This window comes from Sulfidibacter corallicola (assembly GCF_017498545.1).
GTDB lineage: Bacteria > Acidobacteriota > Holophagae > Acanthopleuribacterales > Acanthopleuribacteraceae > Sulfidibacter > Sulfidibacter corallicola.
The window spans coordinates 1,155,281-1,168,457 of record NZ_CP071793.1; the positions used below are offsets into that span (position 1 = coordinate 1,155,281).

The window sequence follows — 13,177 nt, forward strand, 5'->3', positions numbered from 1 at the left end:
ACTTAGCTCATCCAGTTGTGGTCGGTTTGCATTTGCCATTTGGTCGTCACCTTTTTCAGATTCGACCAGAAATCCAGGCTGCTGGGGCCCGTGATGTCGCCGTGGCCGAATTTCGAATCGTTCATACCGCCGAAGGAAAAGGGTTCGCGCGGTACCGGAATGCCGATGTTGATGCCCACCATGGCGGCGCGCGCCGCGCGGGCGACCTTCTCGGCCATGGCTCCGTTCGACGTGAAAATGGAGGCCGCATTGCCGTACGGGTTTCCGTTCTCGACCGCGAGCGCCTCCGAAAGCGAGTCGCATCGAATGATGCTCAGGATGGGTCCGAACAATTCGCGCCGTGCGGCCATGTGGGTGGGCTGCACCCGATCCAGGATCGTCGGCGGAAACCAATAGCCCTCGGGATAGTCGCCGGGCGGTTTGAAGTCTCCGCCCAGTACCCTGTCCGCACCCTCACTCGTCGCCTCCGCGACCGATTCGTTCAGGAACTGTACCTGTTCGTCGGTGATGATGGCGCCCATGCTGTTGCCGAGCGTTTGGGACGATGCCCGCGCCACGATCTTTTCGATGATCGGGTCCACGTCGCCGACCGCCAGCAACACGCTGGCCGCCATGCACCGTTGACCCGCGCAGCCGGTGAACGAATCGCTGATGCCCACGGCACTCATGTCGGGGTCCGCGTCGGGTAGCAGAATGATGTGATTTTTTGCGCCGCCGAGGGCCAACACGCGCTTGCCGGACGCGCAACCACGGCGGTAGACCTGGCGGGCCGCCGCCGTCGAACCGACGAAACCGGCCGCGGCCACGCCCTCGTGATCCAGCAAGTACTCGACCGTGCGACGACCCCCTTGAACCACCGTGAAGACGCCGTCCGGCAAGCCGGCCTCGCGCAGGATCTCGGCGATCAGAATCGAGGTGAGCGGGGTCTTTTCCGAGGGTTTCCAGATAAAGGCGTTGCCCAGGGTCAAGGCGATGGGGATCATCCACATGGGAACCATCGCCGGGAAGTTGAACGGGGTGATGCCCACCACGACGCCCAAGGGCTCGCGGCGGTATTCGCAAAACACGCCGCGCGAGACTTCCATGCGGGCGCCCTCGTCGAGGTTCTGCAGGCTCAGGGCGAATTCCAGGACTTCGATCCCTTTCATCAGCCCGGCGCGGGACTCGGCCAGGGTCTTGCCGTTTTCCAGGCTGATCCGCTGGGCGATTTCGTCCTGGTCTCTCAACAACAGCTCGCGAAATCGAAACATGATCCGCGTTCGCTCTTTGATGGGAAGTTCGGCCCATTGGGGTTGTGCCTTTCCGGCTGACGCGACGGCCTCGCTCACGTCAGCCAGGTTACTCTCTCGTGTTCGTCCCACCACCGATCCCGAATAGGGGCTGTAGATATCAATGAAATCACCGTGGGCGGGGACCCATTTACCGGCAATAAAGTTGGAACATGTGATTTGGTGATCGGGAATACGAACTCGATTCATAGGCACTATCTCCATGAGGGTTGTTGGTCAAAATGAGGGGGTCAAATTTGAGAAAAACCCTATTATACCCCTGGCTGGAGAAAGTGCCAAATTTTTGTTACAAAATTGTTGAATTTAATTGAGGAGTTGAATTTACTTTTGTTTGCCTGTTGTAGAGAAAGCGCAGAAAATCCGTCCTCGCCGCGTGCTTCACCGGCGGGTGGAGAACGGATCCGGAGCCGATCAAAGTGCTTCGGTTTCTTCGTGACCGGCCAGGAATTCCAGGGCCAGACTCAGGGCCTGGGTTCCGTGGTGACCGCCGCCGCGGGCCTGAACCGCCAGGTAGAGCTGGTGAACCAGTGCCAGCCCGGGCAACGATATTTTCATTGCGGCCGCTTCCTGTAGGGCGATGCCCATGTCCTTGATGAAGTGGTCCACGAAGAAACCGGGATCGAAATTGCGGGCCAGGATGCGCGGTGCCAGATTGTCCAGGGTCCAGCAACTCGCCGCGCCCTTGGAGATCGACCGCAGCATGGTCTCCAGGTCCAGGCCCGCGCGCGTGCCGTAGAGCAGGCTCTCGCAGACGCCGATCATGGTTCCCGCGATCGCGATTTGGTTGCACATCTTGGTGTGTTGGCCGGAGCCGGCCGGGCCTTGATACACGATATTTTGGCCCATGATCTCGAAGTACGGGGTGACTCGGGCCAATGCCTGTTCGTCGCCGCCAACCATGATCGAGAGTCGCCCCTCGCGCGCGCCGACGTCGCCGCCGGAAACGGGCGCGTCCAGTGCGTGGGCACCGCGTTCCGCCGCGGCCTCGGCGATGCGTGCCGAAAGGGAAGGGGAGGTGGTCGTCATATCCACGCAGACGGCATCCCGATCGAGCCCCGACAGGACACCATCCGAGCCGAAATAGACCTGCTCCACATCCTCGGGATACCCGACGATGGTGAAAACCGTGTGGGCCGAGGCAGCCGCTTCGGCCGGTGAATTGCACCAGGTGGCACCTCTCTCGAGCAAGGGGGCCGATTTGGATTTGGTTCGGTTGAACACGAAGACCCGGGCGCCTCGGTCCATGAGCCGCTCGCACATCGAGCGTCCCATGACACCGGTTCCGATCCAGGCGATGGGGGGCAGATCCTTGAGAATTTGTTCCATGGGGGGACTTCCTTGGCAGGCGATTTTCACAATCGGTTGGCGTTGATGAACGGGCCGGTGCGGACGCATGCGGTCCGACCGGGAGTGGGGACTCCTGAAGGTGCGCTCCCGGGGAGGCCGGCCTGGATTGCGATCGGTTGGCCACGAACGAATCGCCGACGATTCGTTCGTGGCCGTCCAGCAACAGGTTTTTGAGAAATAGTTCCTCGGACTGGTCGAGTAGCCAGTGCGGACTGGACGGGCTACCCGGTGATCAGGTTTTGGCTAATTTACTGTTGATAAAAGCCTTGTTGAGACCTGGCACCTGAAAGTCGATACCGTGTCCATCCAGGCGAACCAACTTGGCGAATACGGTTTTTCGCTTTCTGGTTGGGCGCTAGCTATGTCCTCGGAGCGGAAGGGATGCGCCGGTAATGTGCCAGGAACTGGGGTCGGCCAGGAAGAGAATCGTTTTGGCCACGTTTTCTCCGGGCACCCAGGTGGAGAAATCGGCGTCGGGCATGCCGGTGCGGTTGGCCGGGGTGTCCATGATGGTGGGGAGGATGGCGTTCACCGTGATCTTGGTAGCTAGGGTTTCCTCGGCCATGGCCTCCGTCAGGGCGATGACCGCGCGTTTGGCGGTCGTGTAGGCCGCCATGCCGCCGATACGCTGAACCGCGGCGAACGAGGCGACGTTGACGATGCGCCCTTCGCCGACGGCATCCATGGCGCGCAGGGCTTGGCGGCTGGTGAGGAAACAGGTGCTCAGGTTGATGTCGATCATTTTCTGCCAAGCGGACAGCTCCGTGTCTTTGACCGCGGCCATGTCGAACCCGCCCGCGATGTTGGCGACCACGTAGGGCGTGCCCACTTTTTCGAACCATGCCTGGACTTCGGTCTCGTCCAGCAGGTTCACCTTGTCCGTGTGAAACCGATCGCTGTTCTCGAGATCGGCCGGCAGCCGGTCCAACTCCTCGGCGACGATGTAGCTGCTGTAAACGTCCGCGCCGGCCTCGAGGAAGGCGCTGGAGACGGCAGTACCGATTGCGCCCGTCCCGCCGGTGACCATTACTTTTTTTCCTTGAAACGTCATGTCACGACTCCTGCGGCACACCTCGGAAGGGAGATGTGCGGTGAAATTGGGATAGAACCGATTCGGTGGTCGGCGATGTCCGGCGGACCCACGGGGGAGCGGACCGGGATTCGAAGGGTTAGATGCGAACCACGATCTTGCCGAAGTGGCGGCCCGCGGCCATGACTTCAAATGCCGAGGAAGCCTGGTCCAGGCCCTCGAACACGCGATCGATCACGGGCTCCAGGCGATGTTCGGCCAGAAACGCGAGGTAGGCCTTGAAATCGGCGCGGCTGCCCACCAGGATGCCCTGGACGCGAATTTTTTTCATGATGACCGAGGTCAGGTTGACGGGCGTGTTCTGGGCGGCGAGCACGCCGATCAGGGCGATCCGGCCGCCGACGCGAGCCGATTTGACCGAGCGGTCGAAGGTGCCGTCGCCGCCCACTTCCACGACCAGGTCGACGCCGCCGGGAGCCAGGGCCAGCACCTCTTTCTCCCATTTGGGGTGGGTGCGGTAGTTGATCGTGTGATCGGCGCCCATCTCTTTGGCGCGCGCCAGTTTTTCGTCCGAACTGGAGGTGATGATCACTTCGGCGCCCAGTGCCTTGGCGATCTGCAACGCCATGATGCTCACGCCGCCCGTTCCCAGAAGGAGCACGCGGCTGCCGCGTTCGATGCCGCCTTCGGTCACCAATGCCGTCCAGGCGGTGAGCCCGGCGACCGGCAGGGTGGCGGCCTGGTCGTAGTCCAGGTAATCGGGCAGTTTCAGCCAGGCCTGGCGCGGCAGGACGCGTTCTCGGGCCAGCATGCCGTCGACCGGGCCTCCGAGCGTGGTGTTCAGAAGCATGGAGCCGGGCTCGCCTTCTTCCCAGTCGGGAATCATCGTCGAGCAGACTCGATCGCCGACGTTCAGGTCCTCGACTTCCGAGCCCACTTCCAGCACTTCTCCGGCGCCGTCGCTGCAGGGAATCAGGGGCAGGCCGAGGCGTGGGTTGTATAGGCCTTGAATCATCAGCAGATCACGGTAGTTCAGCGATGCCGCGTGGATGCGGACGCGCACGTCTTGCGGGCCAAGCGAGGCCTGGGGACGGTCCTGGAGGCGCAAATGCTCCAGGCCGAAGGTATCGAATGCAGCTACTTGGATCATGGTTCTTGCTCCTTGCTACGGTAGAAAGCGTAGGACTCGCGGAATCGTTCCAGGTCTTGGATCAAGCTGAGTTTCATCTGGTCCAATTCTTCGTTGGTGTCCTGGGTCCAGAAGGCCTGCCACAGCGTTCGCAACTGCCGGAACCGGAACCCGAAGCGATCCATCGCACCCATGGCGATCATGGCCGACAACACCATGGAGATGATGAGGATCGCGGCCGGCAGGGGACGGCCCGTCAGTAGGAATACCAGAAAGCCCACGAGCGCGTAGTAGCCCGCGAAGACCAGGGCGCCCGTGCTCAGCTTGGCCGTGGCGATCCACACCGGAGAAGGCATGAACCATTCGATCAGGCGGCCGGTCAGCTTGTAGGGGATCCAGTTGGTGATCAGCCCGTAGCTGGCGAAAGAGAACAGGCTGCCGAGGATGCGCAACATGTCGCCGACGGGAATCGGCGGGTGGTTCTCGGGCGTCGAAAGCCGCTCGCTCTCGATGAAATAGGCTTCGAGGCGGCGGTGGAAGAGCAGCACCGTGTCGGGGTCCAGTTCCTGGTAGTGGTTGACCGCCTCGCTGATGGCCATGCGCGCGGCCGTTTCATCCTTTTCTCCCAGGATTTGCAATAACTTGTCGCCGTACAACTTTTGGATGTTGTTGACCAGGCCCTCCATTTCCGGTTGTTCCAGATGGGGGATCAGGTCCTTCATACGGTGGGAGAGCGCGTCGGTCACCTCGCGCACGGTTTCTCGCGGTCCCGCTTCGAACTGGCCGCGGTAGTCGCGCAACCACACCGGTTCGCCGATGCGAATGGTGACGTTCGTGCGGAACAGACTGGGCTCCATGTAGTCCAAGCCGATCGGCACGATGGGAACGTCGCCGTTCCATTCGTCATTCGCGAGGGCTTGAAAACCCAGGCGCGCGGCGCCGGTTTTGAGCGGTTTCAACGACAGGCCCACCTCGCTGACGCCTTCCGGGAAGATGAGCACGTGTGCCGATTCCCCCAGCTTTTGGGCCGCCACGTCCATGGTCATTTGATTCGCGTCGCGGGGGCTGCCTTCGGGGAAGTCCTGTCGACGGTAGACCGGTATGGCGCCCAGGCGATCGAGAATGCTGCCGAAGATCGGCATGTTCCAAAGCGTCGACTTGGCCCAGTAGTGCAACCGGCCCGGGGCGATCGCCGTGATCAGGAGCGGGTCGAGAAAGGTGTTGGGGTGATTGGCCACGATGATGGCGCCTTTTTTGTGGCGCAGGTTCTCGGTGCCGGTGATGCGAACCTTGTTGAAGAAGATTTCGGCCATGGCGCGGGCCAGCATTTGCGCGGTTCTTGAGAACAGGTGATGTCTGGCACGCCCTTCCAAATCGAAATCCACCCATTCCCAATCCTGGTCGGGATCGTCCTTGACCGCTTCCTCGCCCGCCGCGACGCGAACGCCGCGTTTCGGGTTCAGGCTTTGAAGGATCAGCAGGCCCGCCAGGGTGGCGAGCACGAACAGCCACAAGGCCGTCACCGGTGTATGGCGAAACAGCACGAAGCCCAAGGTCCCGCCGGCCAACACGCAAAAATAGAAGTAGCCGAAGCTTTGGCCGGCGTAGGCGATCGGCGTGAACCGCCCGATCTGGCCTTGCAGCACGATGAAGATGTTGCCCGTAATGAGAACCGAAAGGAGTGCCAGGCCCGTGAATTCAAGATCCGATCCCGTGGTGATGCCCCAGCCGGCCATGAGCACCAACAGGATCATGCAGCACAACGACAAATTGCGTTTGCTGCCGAAATGTTGGTTGAGCTTGTAGGCCGAGATGCCGCCCCAAATGAGTGCGATGATCAGCAACAAAATCCAGAAGGGTTGTTGGATCCAAAAGCCTTCGTCGAAGGTGGGCGGTAAGGTGCACAGCAACAGGACGACCGTACAGATGGAGAACAACAGGGTGTTGAGCAGGGTGGCGCGCAAATCGGTGAGCGGCAGTTGGAGCCAGCCGGAGAGTGCCGCCGACACGGGGATTCCGGTGGTGGAACCCGGCTCGATGACCTTGGGTGGGGCGCCCACGCCGAACAGGACCAGACTGGTGCCCGCCAACAGGAAGCCACCCAGGAACATTAGGGATCCGGTAGCCTCGGAGGGTTGTTGCATGAGGAGCGGCACGAAAAAGACCAGGTAGACCAGGGCGCTCACGGCCAAGCTCTTGCCTGGCAGATCCTGTTTCTTTTCGATCGGGAACGCGGTGATCAGTCCTTTGTGAAACCAATTGGTGATGAGGAAGGCGACCATCGCGAACGCCGTCACGATCGCCTGGGGGAACAGGTGCCGACCCAGGTAGGCGATGCCGATCCCGACCATCAGGAGGCCGCCGCTCAGCAGGCTCCAGCGGCGCGAGGCGGTGGGGTTGTCCGTCATCATGCCGAGAATCGGGAGAAGTAGAGCCGTAAGGCATGCGGAGACAAAGACGAGATTCGAAAGGTGGTTGGAGTCGCCTTCGTTCTCCACCGGCATGCTGCCCGCGAACAAGGTGTAAATGGTGAAGAGACCGCCGATCGTGCCCAAGAATACGGAGAGAAAAAGCCAATAGCTAGCGTGATCTTGTGTCTTTTGTGTCATGGTCACCTGAGCCGTAACGTCCGATTTGTCTGTGTGATTGGTCTCATCATACAACGGGAACATTGGCTGATGAACCTGCTTTTCCAAAAGACGTGATCCACGAAATGGAAAGGTCGGCGGCACGGGTTTTTTTATCGGCGCGTCCATCCGTCGCGGCGTCTTTCCCACGGGTAACGGGCCTGTTCTCGGGGCGCGAGCGGCCCGCGATCGCGATCGAACGGTGGGGTCCTCGGACCGGGGTCTGGGGCTCGGATCGTGGACACCGAGCACGTGGCCATTTGCCGGAAACCCCGGTTCGCCTGTTCAGGATTTGGAAGGGACCTGAGGCTCCAATTGGACGAATCCCAGATAAAATTCCAGCTCGGCGATCGACGCTTCGATGTCGTCCGTGGCGCGGTGGGTGTTGTCCTTTTGGAAATTTTTCTGGTAGACGGAGCGGAAGATTTCCTTGAACGAACTCACGTCGATCATTCGGTAGTGAAGCACGCCGGCCAACGCCTTCATGTGGCGATCGATGAATTTGCGGTCCTGGTGGATGGAGTTGCCCGCGAGAATCGGCGACTCTTCTCCGAATTGTTCGTGAATCAAGGTGAGAATCTCGTCCTCTACCTGGCCCAATTGCTTGCCCTGGGGAATGCGACCCAGCAATCCGCTCGCCGAATGGGTCGTGCGGTTCCATTCATCCATCTGCGCCAACAGGGCCGGCGGTTGGAACACCACCGAGTGGTAACGGGCGATGGGTTTGAACGCCAGATCTGTGATGATGGCGGCGAATTCGATAATCGCGTCTCGTTCGGGATCCAGGCCGGTCATTTCGAGATCAACCCAAAACATTTTGGTCATTGGCTTTTTGGGTTTGACACTCAATTCGTTTTTGCTCATGCAACCGTTCCGTTCTTGAATTTCCACAGCCTTGACGAGAGCCTCCCGTTTGGCCTGCCGCGGGCCTGTTCCCAATGGCACGGATTGGGCGTATTATACCCAACCCGAACCCGGGGAACCATGGCTAGTGCGGTGAGAATCGACGGTTGAGAGGATTGGCCGTCGATCGGAATCTCCGCTTGCCGCGTTATCTGAATTTCGATCTCAATTGGAGAATCGGCCCGGCGAAAAAATCGGCAGGATGTCGGTCAGAGGCGATTTCTCGTCGTTGAGCACTTCCGCCAAGGCTTGCCCTGCGGACCAGCACATGCCCAACCCATATCCGGTGAAGCCTACCGCGCACAAGAGTGTCGGATCTCCGCCGATGGGCCCCACCAACGGCTTGCCGTCCTTGGAAAAGCCCATGGTCCCGCTCCAGCGGTGGTCCACCTCGAGTTCACCCAGTTGCGGATACATTTCGCCGAACAACCCTTCGAGCGCCTTTTGCACGTCCTCGTTGATGAGGTCCTCGTATCCCGTCTCGCCGTGTTCGTCCACGAAGCGCCGGCCACCGAGGATGATGCGTCCTTCCGGGGTCCAATGCCAGTAGTCGTAGCCGAAGTTGGTGATGCAGCCGTAGGGCTTGATGCGGACGTCGCTCGGTGTCGAGGCGAGGACCTGGCCGCGGATCGGGTAGACCAGATTCTCGAATTCGGGCATCAATTGCGCCGTGTAGGCGTTGGTGGCGAGAATGACCACCTCGCACTCGGTCTTGCCCCACTTATGGGTGACCTGCCCCGAGCCGACTTCCGTCACGGGGCACCCTTCGAAAACGAGCGCTCCCTTGCGTCGGGCTTCCGCGGCGATGACGCGCGTCATTTCCGCCGGATTGACCGTGGCGTCGTAGCGATCGAGCTTGCCCATGGCGAATCGCCGCGTCTGGATCCGCGATTCGATTTGATCGCAATCCAACAACTGGACCGCGAATCCGTCGCGTTCCATTTCGCGGCTCGCCTTCTCGATGAGCTTGGCCTCGGCATCGTTGAAGGCCAGCGTCAGGCTGCCGGCCTGGTGGTAGGCCAGTCCCGGGTGATCGCCCATTTCGTGCAACAGGGCGTCGGTTCCCTTTTGGCCCTCCCTTTTGAAGGTGAGGATCTTGAACGCCTCGGGGCTGCCGTACACTTCCTTCATGTTCGTGTAGTAATCGGCCGTTTCCAAAATGATCTGTCCGTCGTTGCGACCGGACGCCCCACAAGCCAGAACATCTCGTTCCATGAGGCAGCATTCGATACCGCGATCGGCCAAATGGTAGGCGAGGGAGCTGCCTACCAAGCCGCCGCCGACGATGACGACGTCGACATGAGTGGGCGGTGCATTCCAAATGGACATATTTCGCATCCTTCCTAAAGCATACTATCGCCTGGCATCGACCTGGTGGTGACGCGCAAAAAGGCAATGTCGCGTCTCGCTCCCCAAAATATCGAGTTCGGAAATCGTGCCCAGAGGTTGTGTTCCAAGGGGAGCGCCGACCACGTCAGGCGAGAATCCCTATTGTATCGCCTGTTCGGGCCCACGACGCCAGTGGATTTTGTGGAATTCGGAGGTGCCTTTTCTGGTGTCCCTTTTTCCCTATCGTCTTTGATGCGGGTCCGGTTTCTCTCCGTCTGAGCACGTCGGCGAGAGACTCGGTGCCATATCTTCGCATTGAAGCGGTTGGGGCGGGGATCGTTCATCGGGGGAAATCTCGGGATCACGGCTGGCTCAGTATTTACGGTCGTGTCATGGTTCACGGGTAAAGGGTGTGACGTGAGCTTTCAGGATTGTTTAAGCTGCAAGTTTAAAAAAGCTTACGGCCGGATCTCTTCCTCTCCGTTGCTTCTGTGACCTCTCTTGAAACAAAGTGGTGCATTCAACCTGAGCTGGGTCTTGCCGTCGTCAAATCTTGATCAGGAAGCCAGGAATGAACGAAACCAGGAAAAACAGGACCATGATGTGTACCAATTCCGGTCCTTTCCTGCTTTCCGATGTTCATGGGTTCCTGCTTAATTTTTCGGATGAACGACCCATGGCCCTTCGCCAGAAACCAGGTGTGCTGTTTCTTTCTCGAAATCGAGCGGGTATGCCCGCTGGTGCGTGGCTCTTATGTAACAAACTCTGTAAAGCTCGAAGATAAAGATAAAAACCTAAAAAGGCGGATGTGCGGGGAGTTCTTCGAAAAATGTCGGCCCGGCGGGCCAACTTACTGCAACGATGCCCCTCTCACAAATGCGGGAACTCCCATACGATTCGCTTCGATTAGTTACCCACTTGAAACCCGGTGGCCGGTGTGCCGGACCACCGGCAATCCGGCCCCCGGCCTGGGCGGCGACTCAGTGGTAAAAAACGCAGTCAGCGCCAGTCGGGTAGAACGACCACCTCGCAATGGTCCCGCCTCCCAAAAATGGAAACGGCGGTGATCTCCACAAAGAACCACCGCCGATCTTTTTAAAGTTTATTGTGAAAAATAGTTTCTTTGGCTCGAGTAAAAAGTTAATAAATACGGTTGTGGAATGATGCTAGAAGCAATCGCCGCCGATCCACCGACACTCGTTAGCCGGCATGACGAATTCCTTAAGGCTTTCGGTAGTGGGACCTCCGCCCTCGGACAGCAATGTTGTACCGTAAAGCAGTAGGAACAATACAAAAACAACCTTTTTCATGTTTCAATCTCCCTCTTTTAGTAACTTCCACAAAGAAAGTACTTAGTTGGCAAGTTGCTATTTGAGGAGGAAGCATTGTCTATTTGGAATGAGGATTAACTCCTACAATTAAAATACCGACCTGAGAATCGTTCTCCATTTTCTCCCAGACGATTCCCAGTTCTTGACACACTTCCTGCCACGTTTTGTGAAATAGTTCACGCTCCGGCAGTAGGTGATCCCTGAGGTTAGGGGCAAGCTCCACATCGATGCCCAGGTAATATGACAAATCACTTGCGAAATCGCCCAAAGACCTTCCCGCGGTTTGAAAAAATGGTATGCGGAAATGGACCGGAATCTGCTCAGCCGGAATGGATAGTTTGAGAGTTATCCCCTCTTTGCTCGCGACAAGAAAATCATCCAGGTAATCCGAATAGGTCTTCATGTCGGGGACCGGAAAAGGCCCTGCGATTTGGCCTGCCTCAATAGAGACATCCAGGGAAGTTGAAGTACGGTGCCATAATGGGGTAAGCACACTATCACGATCCGAAGCAGGAATTTGGTACAAGGCCTTGTGGATGGATGGAAGGGTTTCGATCACCCTTTTGAGGTTGTTGTCGTTGTCCCAAATGACGACACCATGTTCATGGAACGAATTCGGGACGAAGAATGAAGGTGGTGAAAAATAAATCGGCGTCTTCTCACCCTCTAGGCGGATGGTCATTTCCATGGGGGTGATCTTGGAGATGTAACCCACTTGACCGTTGTGCTCGACCCAATCACCGATGGAAAACAGGTTGTCGTGGCCCACCAGGACGGCATTGTCCTGAAAGGCGTAGACGGCGATCGGGGTCGAGAGGTCGTTGGGTGAGAAGGTTTTTACGTGGAAATTGGGAAGGTTGCGCTTGATGGATGCCGTGTCACGGGCCAAGGCGTCGGCCAGGTTTTGCTTGATGACCGGCGATTCGTGAAATTGGCGCAGTTCCTCACGCATTTGGTTCAGGCGGCGAATGGCGCGCTTGGGATTTTCGGGCGCCAGTTCCACGGCGGCCTCGGTCCCGTCGAACAGCGGATGTTCGGTGACCAACGAGATACCGACGGTGGAGGCCATGACCATGTAGGCCACACCGGCCCATTTGAGCGGGCGAATCCGCGAACGGAATCCTTTGGATTCGCGGGCGGGCGCCGCGTCCACCCCGGGAGCGGACAACTTCTGGCATACCTCGGCCATGGTGGGCCGGTTGCGCGGGTCGGGGCTCAGGCAGGCGCGATACAGTCCCAGGATTTGGGAAGAGGGACGATCGATGGTGCCGAGGAAATTGCGAGCGAACATGTAGACGTCGCTGCCCTTGTCCACGCGGTGGGACCAATAGGGGTTGTGCTCGGGGCTCAGTTCTTCCAGGGGCCAGTCTTTCTTGCTGGGGTAAAAACCCAGGTCGATGATGCGGACCCCGCCGGTACCCGCATCCAGCAACACATTCTTGTAAGTCAGATCGCCGTGGTATTCGTCACATTCGTGAATGGCCGCGATGGCCTGGCCCAGATCGGAAAGATAGTTCAACTTGTGGCGGTCCGGAGCTTCGGCCAGCACGTCGATCAGGGGACGGCCCTGGACGTGTTCCAAAATGAGGGCGCCCTTCGCCGAGAGGCTGTTGCCGAATTGGGAGCGAAAATCTTCCGGCATGGAGGCGAGCAACGCTTCCGAAAGCTCGAAACTTCCCATTTGAATGGCATGGGGTGGAACGTTCTCGTAAAGCTCGCATACGGCCTCGATACTGTCGAACGCGAAATGACGTGCGAGCTCGTCGAAAAAATGGCCCTCGTTGGCAAGTAGTTTGACGACAACTTTTTGGCCGTCCAACCTTTTGGCGAAAAAGACTTCGCTTTCGCCTGTGCCGCCCAGCTTCTTTTCAAGGACATAATGATTGTCATGAGCCGGCTGAGTCATGGCGCTCGTGCTCCTCAAGGGTTTCTCGTGATGGTGAGCTTCGATCTCTAAGGGCCGTATCAAATAGGGGTGAGGTTCTAAAGCTTCTTCGGGGTGGGGCTGTATTTTCCCACCTTTTGAATTTTAGGTAAATATTGGCGCCGTGTAAAGCCTAGGGCGCAAATTTTTTGAAAAAAGACTGAGGGCTCACCAAGTTGTCGAAAACTTATCGATCAGTAATTTGAGTGCTGGTGAAAAAGCGACATCTCGCTCCCTCTCGAAAAACTGCGCATTCTTCTGAGGCCTC

Annotated in this window: 8 protein-coding genes; all 8 read right to left on the reverse strand. The window is 58.5% G+C overall.

The features are described from left to right. Positions 1-2 precede the first annotated feature (2 nt). The 8 genes from mmsA to J3U87_RS03420 all read right to left on the reverse strand — a co-directional run bounded on the left by mmsA (position 3) and on the right by J3U87_RS03420 (position 12,891). The gene (mmsA, locus tag J3U87_RS03385; RefSeq protein ID WP_237381621.1) at positions 3-1,478 is read right to left on the reverse strand and encodes a CoA-acylating methylmalonate-semialdehyde dehydrogenase; all 1,476 of its coding nucleotides are present in this window, start codon (positions 1,476-1,478) and stop codon (positions 3-5) included. A 222-nt stretch (positions 1,479-1,700) separates the two neighbouring features. Continuing rightward, the gene (locus J3U87_RS03390; RefSeq protein ID WP_237381622.1) at positions 1,701-2,615 is read right to left on the reverse strand and encodes an NAD(P)-dependent oxidoreductase; all 915 of its coding nucleotides are present in this window, start codon (positions 2,613-2,615) and stop codon (positions 1,701-1,703) included. Positions 2,616-2,991: 376 nt separating this feature from the next. Beyond that, positions 2,992-3,687 carry an SDR family oxidoreductase gene (locus J3U87_RS03395; RefSeq protein WP_237381623.1) on the reverse strand — a complete coding sequence of 232 codons (696 nt, stop codon included), beginning with the start codon at positions 3,685-3,687 and terminating at the stop codon, positions 2,992-2,994. A 118-nt stretch (positions 3,688-3,805) separates the two neighbouring features. After that, a complete protein-coding gene (locus tag J3U87_RS03400; protein ID WP_237381624.1) occupies positions 3,806-4,816 on the reverse strand; it encodes a zinc-dependent alcohol dehydrogenase family protein in 1,011 nt (336 codons plus the stop codon). Next, a complete protein-coding gene (locus tag J3U87_RS03405) occupies positions 4,813-7,404 on the reverse strand; it encodes a 1-acyl-sn-glycerol-3-phosphate acyltransferase (protein ID WP_237381625.1) in 2,592 nt (863 codons plus the stop codon). The genes J3U87_RS03400 and J3U87_RS03405 overlap by 4 nt, the downstream gene beginning before the upstream one ends. 303 nt (positions 7,405-7,707) lie before the next feature. Next, complete coding sequence (gene orn, locus J3U87_RS03410; RefSeq protein ID WP_237381626.1) at positions 7,708-8,286, reverse strand: oligoribonuclease; 579 nt, start codon at positions 8,284-8,286, stop codon at positions 7,708-7,710. A gap of 204 nt (positions 8,287-8,490) precedes the next feature. Next, complete coding sequence (locus J3U87_RS03415; protein ID WP_237381627.1) at positions 8,491-9,654, reverse strand: NAD(P)/FAD-dependent oxidoreductase; 1,164 nt, start codon at positions 9,652-9,654, stop codon at positions 8,491-8,493. A gap of 1,389 nt (positions 9,655-11,043) precedes the next feature. Next, positions 11,044-12,891 (reverse strand): protein kinase family protein, encoded by a 1,848-nt coding sequence (locus J3U87_RS03420; protein ID WP_237381628.1) that lies wholly within the window; start codon positions 12,889-12,891, stop codon positions 11,044-11,046. Positions 12,892-13,177: the final 286 nt, after the last annotated feature.